Source organism: Haloarcula sp. MBLA0163 (assembly GCF_055632435.1).
The window spans coordinates 774,659-793,813 of sequence record NZ_CM145745.1 but is presented as its reverse complement, the minus strand read 5'-3'; the positions used below and the strand labels follow the sequence as shown (position 1 = coordinate 793,813).

General features: G+C 68.5%; 20 protein-coding genes. 9 read left to right on the top strand and 11 right to left on the bottom strand.

Going from position 1 to position 19,155, the window contains the following annotated elements:
• Nucleotides 1-24 precede the first annotated feature (24 nt).
• The 4 genes from gcvPB to gcvT all read right to left on the bottom strand — a co-directional run bounded on the left by gcvPB (nt 25) and on the right by gcvT (nt 4,379).
• The gene (gene gcvPB, locus ACV7GQ_RS04150; RefSeq protein WP_470312287.1) at nt 25-1,449 is read right to left on the bottom strand and encodes an aminomethyl-transferring glycine dehydrogenase subunit GcvPB; all 1,425 of its coding nucleotides are present in this window, start codon (nt 1,447-1,449) and stop codon (nt 25-27) included.
• A complete protein-coding gene (gene gcvPA / locus ACV7GQ_RS04145) occupies nt 1,446-2,789 on the bottom strand; it encodes an aminomethyl-transferring glycine dehydrogenase subunit GcvPA (protein ID WP_470312286.1) in 1,344 nt (447 codons plus the stop codon). The genes gcvPB and gcvPA overlap by 4 nt, the downstream gene beginning before the upstream one ends.
• 118 nt (nt 2,790-2,907) lie before the next feature.
• Entirely contained in the window at nt 2,908-3,291 is a 384-nt protein-coding gene (gcvH, locus tag ACV7GQ_RS04140; protein ID WP_470312285.1) for a glycine cleavage system protein GcvH, read from the bottom strand.
• Nucleotides 3,291-4,379 (bottom strand): glycine cleavage system aminomethyltransferase GcvT, encoded by a 1,089-nt coding sequence (gcvT, locus tag ACV7GQ_RS04135; protein WP_470312284.1) that lies wholly within the window; start codon nt 4,377-4,379, stop codon nt 3,291-3,293. The genes gcvH and gcvT overlap by 1 nt, the downstream gene beginning before the upstream one ends.
• 1,003 nt (nt 4,380-5,382) lie before the next feature.
• Between gcvT and ACV7GQ_RS04130 the strand changes: the two genes are divergently transcribed.
• Both ACV7GQ_RS04130 and ACV7GQ_RS04125 read left to right on the top strand, forming a co-directional pair.
• Nucleotides 5,383-5,847, top strand: coding sequence for an NYN domain-containing protein (locus ACV7GQ_RS04130; protein ID WP_470312283.1), 465 nt, complete (start codon nt 5,383-5,385; stop codon nt 5,845-5,847).
• Nucleotides 5,848-5,882: 35 nt separating this feature from the next.
• Nucleotides 5,883-6,728, top strand: a complete 846-nt coding sequence (locus ACV7GQ_RS04125; RefSeq protein ID WP_470312282.1) for a TatD family hydrolase — start codon at nt 5,883-5,885, stop codon at nt 6,726-6,728.
• Between the two features lie 25 nt (nt 6,729-6,753).
• On the opposite strand, the gene pstB is transcribed toward ACV7GQ_RS04125, so the two are convergent.
• The 4 genes from pstB to ACV7GQ_RS04105 form a co-directional block, all read right to left on the bottom strand.
• Nucleotides 6,754-7,635, bottom strand: a complete 882-nt coding sequence (gene pstB / locus ACV7GQ_RS04120) for a phosphate ABC transporter ATP-binding protein PstB (RefSeq protein ID WP_470312281.1) — start codon at nt 7,633-7,635, stop codon at nt 6,754-6,756.
• A complete protein-coding gene (gene pstA, locus ACV7GQ_RS04115) occupies nt 7,635-9,287 on the bottom strand; it encodes a phosphate ABC transporter permease PstA (protein WP_470312280.1) in 1,653 nt (550 codons plus the stop codon). Before pstA ends, pstB begins: the two co-directional genes overlap by 1 nt.
• Nucleotides 9,288-10,298 (bottom strand): phosphate ABC transporter permease subunit PstC, encoded by a 1,011-nt coding sequence (gene pstC / locus ACV7GQ_RS04110; protein WP_470312279.1) that lies wholly within the window; start codon nt 10,296-10,298, stop codon nt 9,288-9,290.
• Nucleotides 10,299-10,390: 92 nt separating this feature from the next.
• The gene (locus ACV7GQ_RS04105) at nt 10,391-11,407 is read right to left on the bottom strand and encodes a phosphate ABC transporter substrate-binding protein PstS family protein (protein ID WP_470312278.1); all 1,017 of its coding nucleotides are present in this window, start codon (nt 11,405-11,407) and stop codon (nt 10,391-10,393) included.
• A 317-nt stretch (nt 11,408-11,724) separates the two neighbouring features.
• On the opposite strand from ACV7GQ_RS04105, the gene ACV7GQ_RS04100 reads away from it, so the two are divergent.
• On the top strand, nt 11,725-12,723 hold the full coding sequence (locus ACV7GQ_RS04100; RefSeq protein ID WP_470312277.1) for a PhoU domain-containing protein: 999 nt from the start codon (nt 11,725-11,727) through the stop codon (nt 12,721-12,723).
• Between the two features lie 216 nt (nt 12,724-12,939).
• On the opposite strand, the gene ACV7GQ_RS04095 is transcribed toward ACV7GQ_RS04100, so the two are convergent.
• The gene (locus ACV7GQ_RS04095; RefSeq protein WP_470312276.1) at nt 12,940-13,311 is read right to left on the bottom strand and encodes a 30S ribosomal protein S8e; all 372 of its coding nucleotides are present in this window, start codon (nt 13,309-13,311) and stop codon (nt 12,940-12,942) included.
• A gap of 144 nt (nt 13,312-13,455) precedes the next feature.
• On the opposite strand from ACV7GQ_RS04095, the gene ACV7GQ_RS04090 reads away from it, so the two are divergent.
• Complete coding sequence (locus tag ACV7GQ_RS04090) at nt 13,456-13,896, top strand: DUF2240 family protein (RefSeq protein WP_470312275.1); 441 nt, start codon at nt 13,456-13,458, stop codon at nt 13,894-13,896.
• Nucleotides 13,896-14,249 carry a DUF7993 family protein gene (locus tag ACV7GQ_RS04085; RefSeq protein ID WP_470312274.1) on the top strand — a complete coding sequence of 118 codons (354 nt, stop codon included), beginning with the start codon at nt 13,896-13,898 and terminating at the stop codon, nt 14,247-14,249. Before ACV7GQ_RS04090 ends, ACV7GQ_RS04085 begins: the two co-directional genes overlap by 1 nt.
• On the opposite strand, the gene ACV7GQ_RS04080 is transcribed toward ACV7GQ_RS04085, so the two are convergent.
• Nucleotides 14,250-14,732 carry a hypothetical protein gene (locus ACV7GQ_RS04080; RefSeq protein WP_470312273.1) on the bottom strand — a complete coding sequence of 161 codons (483 nt, stop codon included), beginning with the start codon at nt 14,730-14,732 and terminating at the stop codon, nt 14,250-14,252.
• Nucleotides 14,733-14,853: 121 nt separating this feature from the next.
• Here ACV7GQ_RS04080 and pyrF point away from each other — a divergent pair, with 121 nt between their 5' ends.
• The gene (gene pyrF, locus ACV7GQ_RS04075) at nt 14,854-15,681 is read left to right on the top strand and encodes an orotidine-5'-phosphate decarboxylase (protein WP_470312272.1); all 828 of its coding nucleotides are present in this window, start codon (nt 14,854-14,856) and stop codon (nt 15,679-15,681) included.
• 1 nt (nt 15,682) lies between these two features.
• Here pyrF and ACV7GQ_RS04070 read toward each other — a convergent pair whose 3' ends face one another.
• Nucleotides 15,683-15,883: a hypothetical protein gene (locus ACV7GQ_RS04070; protein ID WP_470312271.1), complete on the bottom strand. Its 201-nt coding sequence runs from the start codon at nt 15,881-15,883 to the stop codon at nt 15,683-15,685.
• A gap of 83 nt (nt 15,884-15,966) precedes the next feature.
• Between ACV7GQ_RS04070 and ACV7GQ_RS04065 the strand changes: the two genes are divergently transcribed.
• From ACV7GQ_RS04065 to ACV7GQ_RS04055, 3 genes are all read left to right on the top strand, one after another.
• Nucleotides 15,967-16,521, top strand: a complete 555-nt coding sequence (locus tag ACV7GQ_RS04065; RefSeq protein WP_470312270.1) for a J domain-containing protein — start codon at nt 15,967-15,969, stop codon at nt 16,519-16,521.
• A gap of 103 nt (nt 16,522-16,624) precedes the next feature.
• Complete coding sequence (locus ACV7GQ_RS04060; RefSeq protein ID WP_470312269.1) at nt 16,625-17,305, top strand: phosphoglycolate phosphatase; 681 nt, start codon at nt 16,625-16,627, stop codon at nt 17,303-17,305.
• 186 nt (nt 17,306-17,491) lie between these two features.
• Complete coding sequence (locus tag ACV7GQ_RS04055; RefSeq protein WP_470312268.1) at nt 17,492-19,123, top strand: GTPBP1 family GTP-binding protein; 1,632 nt, start codon at nt 17,492-17,494, stop codon at nt 19,121-19,123.
• Nucleotides 19,124-19,155: the final 32 nt, after the last annotated feature.

The window sequence follows — 19,155 nt, the reverse complement described above, 5'->3', positions numbered from 1 at the left end:
TACTAATAAACCCGGCCCAGATTATCAGGTATCAGAATCGAGCGCCTGCCACGAGAGCCGTGGGTTCCTCGCCGCCTCGACCTGGTCGATGCGCCCGGCGGCCGTCCGCTCGGGCGCCGACGCCAGCGTCTCGTCGTCCTCGCCGTGGACCGCCGAGAACGCCGCCGCCAGTTGGTCCAGCGAGCGCTTGCTCTCTGACTCCGTCGGCTCGGTCATCAGCGCCTCGTCGACGATCTCGGGCCACTTCGTCGTCGGCGGGTGGACACCGTGGTCGAGCATCCGCTTGGCCGCGTCGGCGGCGTCCTGCGGGCTGGCGCTCGCGACGAACTCGTGGTGGAACGGGCCGAACGGCACCTCGTAGGGGATCTGCTCGGCGAGGTAGTTGGCGTTCAACACGGCCTTCGCGCTGGCGTCGGCCAGTCCCGCGTCGCCGAGTCGGGTGACGTAGGCGAACGTCTTCAGGAGGACCGGCCAGTTGCCGTAGAAGCCGTGGACCTTGCCGATGGAGTGGTCGGGCGTGTAGTACTCGTAGCCGCCCTTGCTGGACCGCACGTGCGGGTCGGGCAGGAAGTCCGCCAGCGCCTCGGTGACGCCGACGGGGCCGGCACCCGGCCCACCGCCGCCGTGGGGCGTCGCGAACGTCTTGTGGACGTTGTAGTGCATCACGTCGAACCCCATGTCGCCCGGTCTGGCGCGACCGAGGAGGGCGTTGAGGTTCGCACCGTCGTAGTACAGCAGGCCGCCGGCGTCGTGGACGACGTCGGCGATTCGCTCGATGTCGCGCTCGAACAGCCCCAGCGTGTTGGGGTTGGTGAGCATCAGCGCCGCCGTCTCCTCGCCGACGGCCGCCTCCAGTGCCTCGACGTCGACGCGGCCGTCCTCGCCGCTGGGGAGTTCGACCACGTCGTAGCCCGCCATCGCCGCGGTGGCGAAGTTCGTCCCGTGGGCCGAGTCGGGGATGACCACCTCCGAGCGCTCGTCGTCGTTGTGCCGGTGGTAGGCCTTCGCTATCTGGATGCCGGTGAACTCGCCGGCGGCGCCGGCCGGTGGCTGGAGCGTCACCGCGTCCATCCCGCCGATGCGGCCCAGGTAGTCCTGCAGGCGGTGACAGAGCGCGAGCGTCCCCTGGACGGTGCTGTCGGGCCGGTCGGGATGGACCGCGGCCTCGGCCCGCCGGGAGACGGCCTCGGTGAACGAGGGGTTGTACTTCATCGTACAGGACCCCAGCGGGAACGGCCCGCTCTCGACGCCGTAGTTCATCTGCGAGAGGCGCGTGTAGTGCCGGGCGAGCTCCGGTTCGGCGGGGTCGGGCAGTTCCAGCGAGTCCCGGGTCAGGTCCTCGGGCAGGGGCGAGTCCCGGACCTCGACCTCGCGGTTGGCCTTCTCCGAGAGGAGCGGTTCGTAGCGCTCGCCGTCGTCGTCGGTCCAGCGGGCCTGGTCGTAGTTCATGCGGCCACCTCCGCCATCGCCTCGACGAACGCCTCCTCCTCGTCGGCGGTCACCTCCGTCGCACACACCTGTATCAGGTGTTCGTCGACGGCGTGGACGGCGTAGCCGCGCGCGGCGAGGTCCTCGACGACCGCCCGCGCCGGTTGGTCGGTGTGAGCGACGAACTCCCGGAAGTGGTGGCCGTCGTGGACCGGCGCCTGCAGGCCGACGACGTCGTCGAGTTCGGCCGCGAGGTCGCGGGCGCGGGTCACGCACTCCTCTGCGAGGTCCACCAGGCCCTGCGGGCCCAGCCACGCCGCGTGCATCGCGGTGCGGAGCGCGACCCACGCCTGGTTCGTGCAGATGTTCGAGGTGGCCCGCTCCTTGCGGATGTGCTGTTCGCGGGTCTGGAGCGTGAGCGTGTAGGCCCGCCGGCCGTCGGCGTCGTCGCTGGCCCCGACGAGGCGGCCGGGGACCTGTCGCAGGTACGCCTCGCGGGTGACGAACATCCCGAGGCCGAACCCGTATGCGGTGCCGATGCCCAGCGTGGCGGCGTCGCCGACCACCACGTCGGCGCCCACGTCCGCGGGCCGCTCCAGGAGCGCCAGCGCGACCGGGTCCGACCCGAGGCAGAACAGGGCGTCGTGGTCGTCGGTCACGTCGCCCACGTCGGCGAGGCGTTCCGCGACGACGCCCCGGACGCTGGGCGTCTCGGCGTACACCATCGCCACGTCCTCGTCGGCCGTCTCGGCGAGGGCGGCGACGTCGACCTGGCCGTCGGTCATCGGGTACGACTCGACGGCGAGGTCCGGGCCGTCGGCGTAGTTCTCCAGGACGGCGCGCTTGCCCTCGCGCAGGTGCTCGGGCACCAGAATCCGGTCGCCCGACACCGAGCGGACCCGCTGGGAGAGCGTCGCCGCCTCGCCCAGCGCCGTCGCGGCGTCGTACATCGAGCAGTTGGCGACCCCCAGCCCCGTCAGCTCGACCAGCAGCGACTGGTACTCGAAGAGGGCCTGCAGGAACCCCTGTGCGACCTCCGGCTGGTACTGCGTGTAGGAGGTCAGGAACTCCGACCGCTTCGACAGGTCGTCGACGACGCTCGGCACGTAGTGGTCGTAGTGGCCCCGCCCGAGGAACTCGGTCAGGTCGTCGTTGCGCCGGAGGAGGCGGGCCGCCTCCCGGCGTGTCTCACGCTCGCCGCGGGCGTCGATGCCGAACTCGCCGTCGAAGGCGACCGCGTCGGGCACGTCGAACAGCGCTTCGACGTCGTCGACGCCGATGGCGTCGAGCATCGCCGCCGTCTCGGCCGGCGTGTGCGGTGCGTACGGACTGCCAGTTGTGGGTACGTCTCTCTCGCTCATAGGTCGGAAGGCCCATCCGCACGGGTGGACAGGATGGGTGGTGCTAACAACTGGCTGCACATTAGCCTACTCCTTCCCCCGGTCCGCGCGAGAGACTCGCACGCGGGCGAACGCGGGCCTACGCTATCTGGTCGCGGTACGCGTCCGGCGAGAGGAGCGCGTCGAGTTCGCCCTCGTCGGCAAGCTCGAGCTCGAGCATCCAGCCCTCGCCGAAGGGAGCCTCGTTGACCAGTTCCGGCTCGTCGAACAGGGCGTCGTTGACGGCGGTCACCTCGCCCGACACAGGGGCGTAGATGTCCGAGACGGCCTTTATCGACTCGACGACGCCGAACTCCTCGCCGGCGGTCAGGTCCGCGCCCTCGTCCGGCAGTTCGACGAAGACCACGTCGCCCAGTTCGTCCTGTGCGAAGTCGGTGATACCGACGCGCGCGGTACCGTCGTCGACGCGCACCCACTCGTGGGACTCCAGATATCGCAGGTCGTCGGGAACGTCGAAGCTCATCAGTCGATGAATGGCGTGGCCCGGGTACGTGCCTTCTTCGGTTCGCCGCGGACGACCACGCGGACCGAGGTGCCGGGGTCGCGGTACGCGGTGGGGAGGTACGCCAGCCCGATGGCCTCGCCGAGCGTCGGGCTCATCGTCCCGCTGGTCACGTGGCCGAGCGGCTCGCCGTCGGGCGAGGTGACCTCGTAGCCGTGGCGCGGCACGCCGCGGTCGACGAGTTCGATGCCGACCAGTCTCTCCGCGACGCCCTCGGCGTCCTGCTGTTCGAGCGCGTCGCGGCCGACGAACTCGGTGCCGAGTTCGACCGTCCACCCGATGCCGGCCTCGTACGGGGTCCGCGGTTCGTCCTCGGGGTCGAAGTCCTGCCCGGAGAGGAGAAAACCCATCTCCAGACGGAGGGTGTCGCGCGCGCCGAGGCCGCACGGCTGGCACTCCAGCGCCGACCACACCGCCTCGGCCTCGTCCCACGGACAGAGTATCTCGAACCCGCGCTCGCCCGTGTAGCCCGTGCGCGCGACCAGCGAGTCGACGCCGCCGACGGTCCCGCGTCCGACGTCGAACTGGTTCAGCCGGCTCAGCGAGAGGTCCGTCACCTCGCCGAGCAGGTCCGGGGCGTCGGGCCCCTGGACCGCGACCATCGCGTACTCCGTCGTCCGGTTGGTCACCGTCGCGTCGAGGCCCCACGCCTCGCGGTGCGATGCCCACCGCTCGGCCATCTCCTCGTCGTGGCCGGCGTTGGGGACGAACAGGAACTCGTCTGCCTCGCCCTCCGGGAGGCGGTAGACGACGGTGTCGTCGAGCATGACGCCGTCCTCGTCCGTTATCGCCGCGTACTGTGCCTCGCCCGGGTCCAGCGCCGCCACGTCGTTGGTCGTCAGCCGCTGGGTGAGGCGCTCTGCGTCGGGACCGTCGACGGTTATCTCGCCCATGTGCGAGACGTCGAACTTCCCGACGGCGGACCGGACGGCGGCGTGTTCCTCCCGTATCGACGCGAACTCGACCGGCATCTCCCACCCGCCGAAGTCGGTCATGCTTGCGCCCGCCGCCTGGTGGACTCCAGCGAGCGGGGGTGAGCGGAGTGTCATAGCCGGGAAATCGCCCCCGGCCACCTTACTACTTGGCCTCCGCTGCCGTGGGACCGCGCTTCCAACCCGACGCATGAACCGCATAGCGCGATATCAAATGTTCGAATACCTCGTAGAGCTCGGCTCTGTCCGGGCGGCAGACAACGGCTCGCTCGTCCCTCTCGGCCGAAGCGCGGGCCCCACAGCTCTGACCGGTCTGCGGCCGAAGCCGGGTCGCCGGCTCGGTCCGCGTGTCTCGTTCCTCGTCTTCCCCCGCGCGGTCGACCGGTGGGGAGATGGGACCTCGTCGATGGAGACACTGTCGGCGAGTTGGGCGCGGCGACGCCACGAGGGCGTATCGTCGCAGGGTGACGGACAGAAGTCCCGCCGCCCCGTTCACCGGTCGATGTAGGACGACGACCCTCGGGTTCGCATCCACGACCACAGCCCCACTGTCGAACTACCCGATGGTAGGTCAGGCCCGGGCGAGCCGATGCGACCGGACCAGCCGAATCGGTGGCCGACACCGTCGACTGTCTCGGCGCCGATTCGGACTGGTTCGCCGCACTCGGCGGCGCCCTGCAGGCGCCCGTCGCCATCGGTGTTGCCGGTATCGAGCGCGAGGGAGCGTCGGGCAATCTATTCAAACGCGCCCGCACGGGAAGGTCGACTACGCACAGTTGCGACGGCTGCTCGGGGCACCCTGTCGGCGGGCTGAGGCCCAGGTAGCGGGGCCCTCCTGTTCGTCGCCTCCCCCTTCCCGCACGCAACGCCGTTCGACACCCTCGACGGAGCCGAAGCGCGACCGGACGGTCCGGGCGGAACCTACCGGGCGCGCGTGAGGAGCGCGGACCGGCGTCTGTGGCACCGCTTTCGAGGACACTCGGACGGCGCTCGCGACCAGTCGATGCCGCTGCTGTCGCGGTCAGCGACGGATTCGATATAGCGATATCCTGTTTACCGCTCGGTCGGAGCCAGACACCCGAAACGCCACACATAAGCCCAGCGGCGGGCGAGAAGCCTCATGAACCTGTTCCGTCGCCTCGTCGGCGAGGACACCGACGACCGGACGCGCGTGGGCCTGTTCGTCGACGGGCCGAACGTGTTGCGCAGCGAGTTCGACGTCGACCTGGACGAGGTCAGGACCATCGCCGAATCGTACGGCCCGCTCACGGCGACCAGACTCTACCTCGACGAGAACGCCTCGCCGGGCCTGATACAGGCCGGCGAGGCCCGGGGCTTCGAGGTCGTCACGACCAGCGGCGACGTCGACGTCCGGTTGGCCGTCGACGCGACGGAGGCCGTCGCGGCCGACCGTATCGACGTGCTGGTGGTCGCCTCGCGCGACACGGACTTCAAACCGGCACTCGAGGTGGCCGCCCGGAACGGCGTCCGGACCGTCGCGCTGGCGCCCGGCGAGCACGGGAAGTCGGACGCCCTGCAGAACGCGGCCCAGGATTCGCTGTCGCTGGAAGCCGACGTCGAATAGCCAACCCCTTTTGCGCGCGGGCCGGACCCCGGGACATGGACATCGAGGCAACGCCGGTGCTCGACAACCACATGCATCTGGACCCGGTACAGGGCCGGAACGTCGAGGCCGTCGAGGAGTTCGCCGAACAGGGCGGCACCCACCTGCTCGTCCTCAACAAGCCGTCGTGGCACCTCGTGGAGGCCGCCACCGACGAGGACACCTTCCGCGAGGCGTTCGACCTGACCGTCGGCGCCGTCGAGTCGGCGACCGAGGTGCTGCCGGGCCGTGCGTGGCCGGTGCTGGGCGTCCATCCGGCGCTGGTCTCGCAGTTGGTCGAGGACGGCTACACAGCCGAGGAAGCCCGGGACATCATGCAGACGGGGTTGGACGTGGCCGCCGAGTACGTCAGCGACGGCCCGGCGCTGGCCATCAAGTCGGGGCGTCCCCACTACGACGTCGCCGAGGCCGTCTGGGACGCCTCGAACGAAGTGATGTGTCACGCGTTCGAGCTGGCCGCCGACGGGGGCTTCGCCGTGCAGTTGCACACGGAGGGCGGCGAGGACTTTGAGCAGGTGGCCCAGTGGGCCGAGGAGCGCGGCCTCGACCGCCAGCAGGTCGTCAAGCACTACTCCGGCGGCCGGCTGCGGGGCCCGACGAAGTCCGTCCTCGCGGACAAGGACGAACTCGAGGTGGCTATCGAGGAAGGCGACCCGTTCCTGATGGAGACCGACTACATCGACGACCCGGACCGACCCGGCGCGGTACTGGGGCCGAAGACGGTACCGCGTCGGGTCCGCTGGCTGCTGGAGGAGGGCCACGAGGAGGCGGTGCGAACCGCACACGTCGAGACGCCGCGTGCCGTGTACGGTATCGACACCGAGGCGACGCTGTCCGAGTGAGGCGACTCGAGGAAAGCGGACGGCGTTACCCGAACTTGCCAGTGATGTAGTCCTCGACGCGCTGGCTCTCGGGGTTCTCGAATATCTTGTCCGTGTCGTCGAACTCGACGAGTTCACCACCGGTGAGGAAGACGGCCGTCTTGTCGGAGATGCGGGCCGCCTGCTGCATGTTGTGGGTGACGATGACGACGGTGTACTCCTCGGAGAGCTCCTCGATGAGGTCCTCTATCTGGGAGGTGGCGATGGGGTCCAGCGCCGACGCCGGCTCGTCCATCAGGACGACCTCGGGGTCGACGGCGATGGCCCGGGCGATGCAGAGTCGCTGCTGTTGCCCGCCGGAGAGGTCGAGTGCGGACTCGTCGAGGCGGTCCTTGACCTCGTCCCAGAGGGCGGCCTTCTTCAGGGACTCCTCGATGACCGCGTCCATGTTCTCGGTCTTGTCCTGCGTTCGCAGGCCGTAGGCGACGTTGTCGTAGATGCTCTTCGGGAAGGGGTTGGGGTGCTGGAACACCATCCCGATGCGGCGGCGGAGCGCCACCGGGTCGACGTCGTCGTCGTAGACGTTCTTGCCCTTGAAGGAGAGTTCCCCCTCGACGCGGGCGATGTCGATGAGGTCGTTCATGCGGTTGATACACCGCAGGAACGTCGACTTCCCGCAGCCCGAGGGGCCTATCATCGCCGTCACCTGGTTCTCGGGTATCTCGAGGTCGATGTCCTGGAGTGCCTGCGTCTCGCCGTAGAAGACGTCCAGGTCGCGCGATTGGATGATGGTCTTGCCGGCGGTGACGCCGCCGCGGTCGGCGTTCTCGTCCAACCCGCCCTTGCCGGGGTCGGTGCTGATGAGCGACTCCTCGTCTGCCTCGTCGTCCTGTGCCTCGGTCTCTGTCGCCATGTCCTCTGTCGTCATTAGTGAGCCTCCTGTTGGTATTTGTTCCGCACGAGAATCGCCACGCTGTTCATCGTCAGCAGGACGATGAGCAGGGTGACGACCCCGGCCGCGACGACGCCGTAGCGGAAGTCGGGCGAGGGCTGGAACGCCCACGCGTATATCTGCATCGGCATCGCGGTGAGCTTGCTGAACAGTCCGGACGGCGGCGAGAACTTCGTCGTCGCCGCACCGATCATGATGAGCGGTGCCGTCTCGCCGATAGCCCGACCCAGCGCCAGAATCGTCCCCGTCAGGATGCCCGGTAGCGACCGGGGCAACACGACGTTCCGGATGGTCTGCCACCGGGTCGCACCCATGCCGTAGGACGCCTGCCGGAGCGAGTCGGGCACCGACCGGATGGCCTCCTGTGCGGAGATGACGACGATGGGGAGGATGAGCAGGGAGAGCGTCAGTGACGCGGTGAACACCGTCCCGACGCCGAACCCGGCGTAGGTAATCGGGCCGAGCTGGGCGTCGATGTTGACGAAGATACCCAGCCCGAGCAGCCCGTACACGACCGAGGGGACGCCGGCGAGGTTCGAGATGTTGACGTTGACGAGTCGCGTGATCGTCCCGACCGGGCCGGTTGCCGGTGCGTACTCCTCGAGGTAGATGGCGGTGCCGACGCCGAAGACGAACGTGAACACGCTCACGAGGACGATGAGGAACACCGACCCGATGATGGCCGGGTACAGCCCCGCTTCGGCGGCGTTGGAGATCGAGGGGCCGCTCGTGACGTACTGCCAGTCGAGCCACGGCGAGGGCTCGGTCGCGCCGACGACGCCGACGACGAACTCGCCCAGGAGGAACCCGAGGACGGCGATGGCGGGGAACGCGAAGGCGGCCCACCGCTCGCGTCGTTGCGCGGTGTTGACGACGGTGTAGCCGACGGGCAACCCGAACATCACGAGGCCGATGAGCCACACCGAGCGAGCGATCTGGGGAACCATGTCGACGACCGGCACGCCGACGATAGCCAGCACCGGGAGGCCGACGCCGATGCCGGCGCTCTGTCGCCTCGAGAGCTCCAGCCGGTCGTACGCGAGGAAGGCGGCCAGCCCCGCCCCGGGCAGGACCAGCGACAGGAAGTAGATGCCCGGTGCGCCCAGCATGGCGCCGAGCGAACCGAGCGTGTCCAGCGCCAGTGTGCCGACGACGGGGCCGACGACGACGGCGGCGAGGATGCCCAGTCCGACCCACGTCGCCTCCCGATCGTACTGGCCGTAGACGTACATGCCGATGGCCGGACCGACGACGGTGAGGAAGTAGGCGAACCAGACCGGTGGGCTGGCGATGACCGAGAGGACGATGACCGTCGCGACGGTGAGCATCACGCCGCCAAGCGTGAGGCTGAACAGTTCGAACGCCCCGGCGACGACGTCGGGCCTCGTCCGTGCGTACGCGAAGAAGGCGAGCAGCGGCACCAGCAGCGTCGCGGTGTAGGCGAGGTACCACGTCGTCCCCGCCGACTCCAGCCCGAAGGCGTCCCAGAACACGTACGCGAGCAGGACCCCCAGGGCGAGGATACCGACGATGGACGCGGCGAACGAGGTGTACTTGAACACGATTCCCTTGAGCCGGCTGACTTCGCCGAACTCCGTCGTCTCCTGTGTCGGTGTCTGTGTCGCCATTTACTCGTACTCCTCCCGGTATCGGCTCGCCACGACGTCGCTCACGACGTTCATCGCCAGCGTGATGACGAACAGCGTGAGGCCGATGGCGAACAGCGACTTGTAGGCGGTCGACCCCCCCGAGATGTCCCCGCTCGCGATGTCGATCATCGCGACGGTCATCGTCGCCGAACTCTCCGTGTACAGTCCGAGGAGGTCACCCGGCGCGACGTACGGGATGCCGAAGGCCGACTGGACCGCCGGGATGTCCGGTGGCTGTGAGCCGGCGGCCAGCACCACGGCCATCGTCTCGCCGATGGCCCGAGAGATGGCGAGGATGAACGACGACGCGATGCCCGAGACGGCGGCCGGGACGACGATGCGGAGCGAGACGTTGAACTTCGTCGCCCCGAGGCCGTAGCCGGCCTGTCGTAGCGAGTCGGGCACGGAGCTCATCGCGTCCTCGCTGATGGAGGAGACCATCGGGATGATCATGATGCCGACGACGATGGAGGCGGAGAGCCCGTTGAACAGGCCCAGGTTGGGGAGCCCGAGCCCGAGCGTCGAGTTCAGCCAGTCGAGAGCGACGTTCAGCGCGGGCGTGATGTAGACGATAGCGAAGTAGCCGTAGACGACGGTCGGGACGCCGGCGAGCACCTCCAGCATGGGCTTGAGAATCGACCGGGTCCGCTGGGTCGCGTACTCGCTCAGGTAGATGGCCGTCAGCAGGCCGACGGGGAGCGCGATGACCGCGGCCCCGATGGTGATGAGCAGCGTCCCGAGGATGAGCGGGAGGACGCCGAAACTCTGGGGCTGGAGGTTCGGACTGAACCGCGTCCCGCCGAGGAACTCGGCGATCGGAACGACCGAGAAGAAGTCGGCCGCGTCGAGCACCAGCACCGCGATGATGCTGACGGTCGTCAGGACGGACAACACGGCACACCCGGCAAGGGCGTATCTGTACGTCGACTCCCGGACCGTCCTGAACCCCCGGTCCCCTGTGAGGTCCGGAGTCTGTCCCTCGTTGCTCATCGTGGTCGTTGAGTCATATACCGTATCTCGGGAAAAAGTACCCGGATTGTATCTATAGGGCTATTGTGTCTCAATATCGGGATACGTAGTCGCTACTGGACTTCGTCGATGACCTCGTTCAGCGCGTCCAGCTCTTCCTGCATGCCCTCTTCGGTCTTCGGGACGTAGCCGATCTCGTCGGCGATGAGCGAGGAGTTGGCGCTCTGCTCGACGTAGTAGCGGGCGAACTCGGCGACGTGTTCCTCGGCGAGCGCGCTCTTCTTGGGGTACGTGAACAGCGGGCGGGAGAGGGGCTTGTACTCGCCTGCCTTCGCCGTTTCGAGCGACGGCTTGACGCAGCCGTTGCCGTTGTCGATGCCCAGCGCCTTCACGGCGTCCTTGTTGCCCTGATAGTACGCGAAGCCGAAGTAGCCGATACCGTACTGGTCCTGCTGGACGCCCTGGAGGATGAGGTTGTCCTGCTCGGTGGCCTCGTAGTTGCTCGTGTGGTTGGCCTCTTCACCGAGGATGGCCTCCCTGAAGTAGTCGAACGTGCCGGAGGTGTCGGCGGCGCCGAAGCGGCTGATGGGCTCGTCGGGCCACTCGCTGTTGACGTCGGACCAGTTCGACGCGCCGTCGGCGCGCCATATCTGCTTGAGCTGGTCGGGGGTCATGCAGTCGACCCAGTCGTTCTCGCTGTTGACGATGACCGTCAGCGCGTCCGTGGCGACGTTGACCTCGTGGTACTCGATGTCGTTGTCGCTACAGAGCTGTTTCTCCTCCTCCGAGATGGGGCGGGACGCGTTGTTGAACTCCGAGTTGCCGACACAGAAGTGGTTGCTGAACCCACCGCCGGACCCGGTCGAACTCACGCTGATGTCGACGCCGGAGTGTTCCTGCTGGAACCGGTTCGCGACGGCCGTCGCGACGGGGTAGACCGTACTGCTCCCGGTGATGTTTATCTCGCCGGAGAGACCGCTCGAACCGCCGTCACCGCTGGAACCGCCGCCGTCGCCGGAGCCACCACTGGACGGACCTTCGGTACATCCTGCGAGGGCGAGCGCTCCGACGGCACCGGTGCTTGCCAGAAAACTACGACGCGAGACGCCGCGGTTCGGTGAGTCTGTCATCATCGGGACGGAGACCAGTGATAAATAAGTACTCTACTATGACGTGTATAGTTGGCTACGTTGTCTATATAGGAAAAAGTTGAGAACGTGTGTCAGGGGGACTGGTATGATACGGATATTACCCTCTCGACGCCCGAAACGGCAGCAGAACTGGAATTCTCGCGCAGCCGCCCGGTCCACTCGACTCGACACCCGATTACGCACACAGGTAGCTCTACAGCTGTTTTCGGCGCATTTCGCTCCTGTACGGGTGGACAGGTCATCGAATATATAGATAGGGCGGGATTTATGTCGCGGGGGGACTGATACGGACGTACATGGAGACCCGCAAGGTGCAGGTGACCGGCGGTTCGACGTACACCGTCTCGCTTCCGAAAGACTGGGCCACGGAGAACGACGTGAGCGCCGGCAGCGTCGTCGAGTTCCACGCGGAGGAGGACCTGTTGTTGCTCGCACCGAAGCGCGACGACGACAGGGTCGAGGGGACGCTGGACGTGGGCGGGCTGGACAACAAGCACGAGCTCACGCGCGCGGTGATGACGATGTACGTCAGCGGGTTCGACGTCATCCGTCTCGAGGCGCCCCGCATCACCGCCGAACAGCGCCGCATCATCCGCGACGCCACACAGGGGCTGGTGGGGCTGGAGGTCATCGAGGAGACCTCCGACCGCGTCGTGTTGCAGGACCTGCTCGACTCCTCGGAGCTGTCGGTCCACAACGCCATCACGCGGATGCGACTCGTCTCGCTGACGATGCTCTCGGACGCCGTCGAGGCGCTCATCGAGGACGACGACGACCTCGCACAGGACGTGATGCAACGGGACGACGACGTCGACCGCCTCTGGTACATGGTCTCGCGGGTGTTCCGGACGGTCCTCCGGAACCCGACGGCGGCCAACGAGATCGGGTTCCCCCGCGAGACGGTGTTCGACTACCAGTCCAGCGCCCGCCAGCTGGAGCGCATCGCCGACCACGCGACGAAGATAGCCGGCCTGTCCCAGGAGATCGGAGAGATAACCGGCGAGACAGCCGACCTGCTCCGACAGCTGGAGGAGGAGGCCACCGCCGTCTCGGAGACGGCGATGGACGCCCTCCTCGCGGAGGACTCCGACGAGGCCGTCGAGTTGGCCAACGAGGCCCGTGGCCAGATTCCCAGCGTCGACGAGACGGCCCGCGAGGTCGACACCGACGTCCGCGAACTCGACCCACAGAGCGCACAGATCCTCGGCCGCGTCGTCGACTCCCTCTCGCGGACGGCCGACTACGGCGGCAACATCGCCGAGAGCGCGCTCCAGAAGGCCGCACCGCGCCCCTAGTCGCGAAGCCGTTCTACCGACGTCTCCGCCGGGCCCCTCGTTTTCAGGTACCGTCGTTCACCGTCAGCATCCCGACGGGGTGGTCGTCGCCGTCGCTCTCGGAGCGGCATCTCGACGACGGCCTGCACCAGCTATCGTCACCGACCGGCACGTCGGCGCCCGGCCAGACCGGCCGCTGGCGAGGGCGAGGCGTGTGTAGAAGGCCGCGAGAACGGGTTACTCGACGAGGACGGCGTTGACCTGGCCGTCCTGGCCGGGACGGGAGGTGACGCGGGCCTCGCCCTCGGAGGTCTCGACGATGGCGCCCTTCGTGATGATGTTCCGGCGGGCGTAGTTGGGGTTCGACGGGTTCTCGACGACGTTCTCGATGGTCGCCTCGACCGTCTCGGCGCCGTCGGCGACGCTCGCGACGTCGGTCGTGACGGCGCGGATCTTCTGGGTGTTGCCGCGGGAGTCGACGACCTTCAGCTTCTGGGCGCCGACCTGCGTCTCCGTCGGTTCACGGCCGAGCTCGTGCTTCTTCTTCTTGTGGTTCGGGCGTCGTCGACCGCCTGTGCGCTTGCGAGGGGAGCGTCCCTGGTCTTTCATACCCGAGTCATGACCCAGCGGCTACTTGAAGCGTTCGATGCCGGACCGGAGTGTGTCGGAGCGTGACGGCCCGCACATCGCCCGACGCGTCGGGCGGCGGCGTAACCGTAATCGTTACCCGGGGGCGAGACGGTTGCCCGAACGATGAGTCTGAAGACGGCCGTGGCCGCGCCGTTCCGCCAGCGCGGGACCGACCGGATGGCCGAGAGCGAGTTCGTCGTCGCCCTGTCGCTCGACCGGAACTGGTTCTCGCCGGACCAGGCGAAGTCGCTGGTCGACGTCGCCGCCAGCGAGGGCCTCGTCGAACGCGAGTCCGACGCCCTCCTCGTCACGTTCGACGCCGGGAGCGTCGACGTTCCGGACGGGTTCTCGCCCGGCGAGGAGGTCCTCCAGTCACGGTCGACGTTCGAGCGGGTGCTGGACGCCGTCGTCGAGAGCGGCGTGGAGAAGCAGACGGCCGTCGCCGGCATCAACTCGCTGCAGTCGGATCTCGGCGTGACCCTGGAGGCCGCGGCCGTGGTCTACGCCCGCAGCGAGGGCGTCGCCGTCGAGAGCATCGCCGAGGAGGCGCGGGAGGAGGTCTGATGGTCGAGGACCGCATCACCGACGGGAAGCGAATCGGTCAGCTGCTCGCCTCCGAGGTGACGGGGCTCGAACGGGGGGCGCTCGGGACGCTGTCGGTTGTCGACGCCGACCCGGACGTGGACCCGACGCCCGAGGGCGCCTTCGCCTTCGGGATCGAGGCCGACGGCACCCGGCTCGCCGAGGTCCACGTCACGCCCGAGACGGCGCGGTTGCGGCTCTCCGGGTCGGTGGCCGTCGACGTCGCTCGCGAGGACGTGACCGTCGAGGAGTCGGCGGACGACACCGTCGTCGTCGCCCACAGCGGCGCGGCGGTCAAGGCGCTGGTCGACGTGCTCGCCGACCGACTGGGGTAGTCAGGTCGACCCCGGTTCGGCCAGCGTCTCGGCCGTCCACGCGATGAACCCGGTGAGCACCAGCGCCGACCCGACGAACGTCATCGTCGCGGCCGTCGCGAGCACGACGACCGTGAGTCCGAGCGGCGAGCCGACCGCCATCACTATCGGGGCGAGCGTGATACAGAGCGTGCCGACGGCGACGGCCTGGCGCTGTTTGGTCGAGAGGTCGACGCCGATGTGGAACCACGAGTCCGAGGCGGGTTCCCGCGCCGCGAGGCCGAGGCAGAACAGCGGAACCCCGACGAAGACGAGCGTGGCGGCGACGGCGTTCGACCAGAACGCCGACGACCCGGACGTGGGCATCAGCGACAGTAGCGCACCGACGACGAGCAGCCCCACGCCGCCGACGAGTCCGAACGGCCGCAGCCGGGGGTCCTCGAGTGCCTGTCGCAGGTCCGGGAGCGTCTCCGCGACGTGCCCGACATCGAGGGAACGGTCCATAGGCTCAGTTTCATTCGGGGTGTGAAATAGACTCGGGGTCTGATTCTCAGAATTGATTCTCAGCCGCGGGCCGCGGCCACAGAGGGAAACGCTTGTATCCGTCGCCGGCGGCCCGCTACCTATGCACTTCTTCGACCGGCTCCACGACCGCATCGTGGCCGCGGACAGCGTCGTCTCCGTCGGACTGGACCCGGACCCGGCCCGCCTCCCCGACGCCGTCCGTGACGCCGACCTGCCCCGCTGGCAGTTCAACCGCCGCATCATCGACGCGACCCACGAGTACGCCGCCTGTTACAAACCCAACGCGGCGTTCTACGAGGACCCCGACGGCTGGCGGGCGCTCCGGGAGACCATCGCGTACGCCCACGGGAAGGACGTTCCGGTCCTGCTGGACGCCAAACGGGGCGACATCGGGAACACCGCCCGCCAGTACGCCACGGTCCTGGACGACGAGCACGGCCCCGCCGCCGACGCCATCACCGTCAACCCGTTCCTGGGTCGCGACTCGCTGGAGCCGTTCCTCCAGCACGAGGACAAGGGCGTGTTCGTCCTCGGGCGCACCTCGAACCCCGGCGGCGCCGACCTGCAGGACCTCGAACTGGCCTCCGGCGAGAAACTGTACGAACGGGTCGTCCACCTCGCCGACCTCTGGAACGACAACGGGAACGTCGGCCTCGTCGTCGGCGCCACCGCGCCCGAAGAACTCGAGGAGATACGCGAACTCGTCCCCGACATCCCGTTCCTCGTCCCCGGCGTCGGCGCGCAGGGCGGCGACGCGGAGGCCGCCGTGGAGTTCGGACTCGCCGACGGCGTCGGCCTCGTGAACTCCTCGCGGGGTATCATCTTCGCCGGAGAAGACGCCGCCGACCGCGGGGCCCCCGAGCAGTTCTTCGAGGCGGCCGGACAGTCGGCGAAGCGACTCAAGGAGCAACTGAACCGGTTCCGGTAGGTCAGAACCGGTAGGTGTCGACGCCGTCGGGCAGGTCCTCGGGGTCAGTTCGGTCGCCCGGTTGCCCGGCCTCGACGCTGCACTCGACGCACAGCCCGGTCGTCTCGTCCCAGTGACGGTCACAGACGAGTCGCCCGCAGCGGTCACAGCCGTGGTCGACGTCGGGCCGGTCACACAGGTCACAGAGCCCGGAGACGCTCATGTCACGGACTAGCACGCTCGGCGTATTGAACGCTTGGGGCGACAGGCGAGACGCTTACGGTCCTGTAGGCCGAACCACGAATCGTGCAGTACGACCGGCTCATCACGGGTGTCGCCGCGGTGTTCGCGGTACTGACAGCGTTGCTGACGGTGGTGGGGATACTGGTGAACCCGGCCGTGCTCTTCCTGGCCCTGATGTTCGCCGCCTCCACGTACCTCATGTACTACCATCTGAGTGGGAAGATGGCTGCCAACCTCTACGAGCGCGTCGAGCGGCGCGCGGCCACCGAGTCCGGCGGGAGTCGGCGGGGTGGGTTCGGCGCCGGGCCGCGCGAGGAGTGGACCCCGCCACGCGACGGGCGGCGGGCGGACGGCTTCGGCCGACGCGCCCGCCAGGCCCGCCAACAGCGACGTCGCCGCCAGGCCCAGCAGCGTCAGCGCGGGCCCGTTGGGCAGTCGAACGGCCCGACGCTGTCGGAGGCGTACGACCGTCTCGGCCTCGACCCCAGCGCCGACGAACAGGCGGTCAAACAGGCCTACCGGGAACGCGTCAAGGAGGTCCACCCCGATACGGACACCGGAACCGAGGCCGAGTTCAAGCGCGTCAAGGCCGCCTACGAGATGCTGACCGACGACTGAACCGGTCGTCGTGACCGGCCGCTCGACCCCCGGCGAGCCACTGGCACCACAGACCGACCAGTCGTATCGCAACGGCCAAACCGGTCCGGTCGCCAGTACGTGTATGTCCGAGACGCCCCCGTTACTCGTCGACATCGACGGGACGCTCACCGACGCGTCCCGCGCCGTCGACCCGCGCGTGTTCCCCGTGTTGCGCGAGTGGCCCGAGCCCGTCGTCGTCGCGACCGGGAAGGCGATGCCCTATCCCATCGCCCTGTGTGAGTTCCTCGGTATCGAGCGAGCCGTCGTCGCGGAGAACGGCGGCGTCGTGTTCGTCGAGGCGACCGACGAACTCCAGCTGCGCGGCGACCACGAGGCCTGTCTCGCCGTCGGCGAGGGCTACCGGGAGCTGGGCCACGAACTCGGCTTCGGAACCGTCGACCTCGCGAACCGCTGGCGCGAGACGGAACTCGTCGTCAGCCTCGACCAGCCGCTGGAGCCACTCGAACGGCTGGCCGAGGAGGCCGGGCTCGTCGTCCTCGACACCGGCTTCGCGTACCACGTCACCGACCCGAGCGTCGACAAGGGGACCGGTCTGGAGGCGGTCTGTGCAGAGCTGGGAATCGCCCCGTCGTCGTTCCTCGCGGTCGGCGACTCCGAGAACGACGCGGAGGCGTTCGACGTGGCCGGCGAGGCCGTCGCCGTCGCGAACGCGGACGAGACGGCGAAGGCCCGTGCCGACCGGGTGACCGAGGCCCGGTACGCCAACGGCTTCCTCGAGGCGGTGGCCCCCTACCGGCCGTAGGCGTCGGTGAGTGTCACGTCTCCTCGGCCCTGTAGGGCTGTGTCTCGGGGCCAGCCGTCAGCCCGTTCCGGTCCGTCGACGCACAGGGCGCTACTGTGAGAGACAGACTCGTCCACAGCCGAAAACACCGGTAAGCGGCCCCGAACCCGGGGAAGGCTTTTATCTCGTCCTCCGTTACGGACTCCCATGAGCCCCGACCGGGCTGTCCTCCGGCGCGCGCTGGAGCGCGGCGAACAGGAGGGCGGCAGCGTCGAGTTCAAGGAACGGCTCACCGAGGACCTGCATCTCTCGGAGGGTCGGCTCGAATCCCTGACCGCGCAGCTCCGCCACCGCGTCCTCTCGGGCGACGGTGAGGCGACCTACGTCGTCGGCGTCACCGACGACGGCGGCCTCGCCGGCATCGCCCCCGAAGCGTTCTCCGAGTCGATGGACGTGCTGAGTCTGCTGGCCGAGGAGGCCGGCGCCCACATCGAGGAGGTCAAGACGTGGGGCGTCGACGGCGTCTCGGACGCGGCCGGCGAGAGCGACGGGCCGGAGGGCATCGTCGGCGTCGCCACGGTCAGAGAGGGGGCGGTACTCGAAGACGACGACCACATCGTCGTCGGCACCGCCGGCCACGTCGACCACGGCAAGTCCACGCTCGTCGGGTCGCTGGTGACCGGCGAGCCCGACGACGGCGAGGGCAACACGCGTGGGTTCCTCGACGTCCAGCCCCACGAGGTCGAACGCGGCCTCTCGGCGGACCTCTCCTACGGCGTCTACGGCTTCGACGACGACGGGCCGGTCCGGATGGACAACCCGCATCGGAAAAGTGACCGCGCACGCGTTGTAGAGGAGTCCGACCGGCTGGTGTCGTTCGTCGACACCGTCGGTCACGAGCCGTGGCTCCGGACGACGATCCGCGGACTGGTCGGGCAGAAGCTCGATTACGGCCTGCTTACCGTCGCCGCCGACGACGGCGTCACCGAGACGACACGGGAGCACCTGGGTATCCTGCTCGCGACGGACCTGCCGACCATCGTCGCCATCACGAAGACGGACCTCGTGACCGAGGAGCGGGTGACCGAGGTCGAGCGGAGCGTCGAGCGGGCGCTCCGCGAGGTGGACAAGACGCCGCTCCGGGTCGAGCGCCACGGCGTCGACGCCGCCATCGAGGAGATATCCGAGACGGTCGTCCCCGTCGTGACGACGAGCGCCGTGACGCAGGCGGGCATGGACACGCTGGACGCCATGTTCGAGGCGCTCCCGAAGACCGCCGGCGAAGTGGGCGAGTTCAGGATGTACGTCGACCGCACGTACAACGTCCAGGGGGTCGGTGCCGTCGCGTCCGGCACCATCAAGTCCGGCGAGGTGGAGGCCGGGGACGAACTCCTCCTCGGCCCGATGCAGGACGGCGCCTTCCGTGAGGTGGAGGTCCGCTCCATCGAGATGCACTACTACCGGGTCGACGAGGCCAAGGCCGGTCGCATCGTCGGCATCGCGCTGAAGGGCGTCCGGGAGGCGGACGTCGAGCGCGGGATGGTCCTGCTCCCGAGGGACGCAGACCCGACGCCGGTCCGGGAGTTCGAGGCCGAGGTGATGGTGCTCAACCACCCGACCCGCATCGGCGACGGGTACGAACCCGTCGTCCACCTCGAGACCGTCAGCGAGGCCGCCGTCTTCCACCCCTCGGACGGCCAGCTGTTGCCGGGCGACGCCGGGGAGACGACCGTCGAGTTCAAGTTCAGACCGTATCTCGTCGAGGAGGGCCAGAAGTTCGTCTTCCGCGAGGGCCGCTCGAAGGGCGTCGGCACCGTCACCGACATCGTCACCGACTGACCCGTTAGGTACTACGGCTTTATCCGTCGACG

Excerpts from the sequence above, each read along its gene's own strand:
- ACV7GQ_RS04070 (WP_470312271.1), bottom strand. The coding sequence starts at position 15,883 with ATGAGCGTCTCCGGGCTCTGTGACCTGTGTGACCGGCCCGACGTCGAC.
- ACV7GQ_RS04105 (WP_470312278.1), bottom strand. The coding sequence starts at position 11,407 with ATGACAGACTCACCGAACCGCGGCGTCTCGCGTCGTAGTTTTCTGGCA.
- gcvPA (WP_470312286.1), bottom strand. The coding sequence starts at position 2,789 with ATGAGCGAGAGAGACGTACCCACAACTGGCAGTCCGTACGCACCGCAC.
- ACV7GQ_RS04085 (WP_470312274.1), top strand. The coding sequence starts at position 13,896 with ATGGTCGAGGACCGCATCACCGACGGGAAGCGAATCGGTCAGCTGCTC.
- pyrF (WP_470312272.1), top strand. The coding sequence starts at position 14,854 with ATGCACTTCTTCGACCGGCTCCACGACCGCATCGTGGCCGCGGACAGC.
- pstA (WP_470312280.1), bottom strand. The coding sequence starts at position 9,287 with ATGGCGACACAGACACCGACACAGGAGACGACGGAGTTCGGCGAAGTC.
- ACV7GQ_RS04080 (WP_470312273.1), bottom strand. The coding sequence starts at position 14,732 with ATGGACCGTTCCCTCGATGTCGGGCACGTCGCGGAGACGCTCCCGGAC.
- gcvT (WP_470312284.1), bottom strand. The coding sequence starts at position 4,379 with ATGACACTCCGCTCACCCCCGCTCGCTGGAGTCCACCAGGCGGCGGGC.
- ACV7GQ_RS04100 (WP_470312277.1), top strand. The coding sequence starts at position 11,725 with ATGGAGACCCGCAAGGTGCAGGTGACCGGCGGTTCGACGTACACCGTC.
- ACV7GQ_RS04090 (WP_470312275.1), top strand. The coding sequence starts at position 13,456 with ATGAGTCTGAAGACGGCCGTGGCCGCGCCGTTCCGCCAGCGCGGGACC.
- ACV7GQ_RS04095 (WP_470312276.1), bottom strand. The coding sequence starts at position 13,311 with ATGAAAGACCAGGGACGCTCCCCTCGCAAGCGCACAGGCGGTCGACGA.
- ACV7GQ_RS04055 (WP_470312268.1), top strand. The coding sequence starts at position 17,492 with ATGAGCCCCGACCGGGCTGTCCTCCGGCGCGCGCTGGAGCGCGGCGAA.
- gcvPB (WP_470312287.1), bottom strand. The coding sequence starts at position 1,449 with ATGAACTACGACCAGGCCCGCTGGACCGACGACGACGGCGAGCGCTAC.
- ACV7GQ_RS04130 (WP_470312283.1), top strand. The coding sequence starts at position 5,383 with ATGAACCTGTTCCGTCGCCTCGTCGGCGAGGACACCGACGACCGGACG.
- ACV7GQ_RS04125 (WP_470312282.1), top strand. The coding sequence starts at position 5,883 with ATGGACATCGAGGCAACGCCGGTGCTCGACAACCACATGCATCTGGAC.
- ACV7GQ_RS04060 (WP_470312269.1), top strand. The coding sequence starts at position 16,625 with ATGTCCGAGACGCCCCCGTTACTCGTCGACATCGACGGGACGCTCACC.
- gcvH (WP_470312285.1), bottom strand. The coding sequence starts at position 3,291 with ATGAGCTTCGACGTTCCCGACGACCTGCGATATCTGGAGTCCCACGAG.
- pstC (WP_470312279.1), bottom strand. The coding sequence starts at position 10,298 with ATGAGCAACGAGGGACAGACTCCGGACCTCACAGGGGACCGGGGGTTC.
- pstB (WP_470312281.1), bottom strand. The coding sequence starts at position 7,635 with ATGACGACAGAGGACATGGCGACAGAGACCGAGGCACAGGACGACGAG.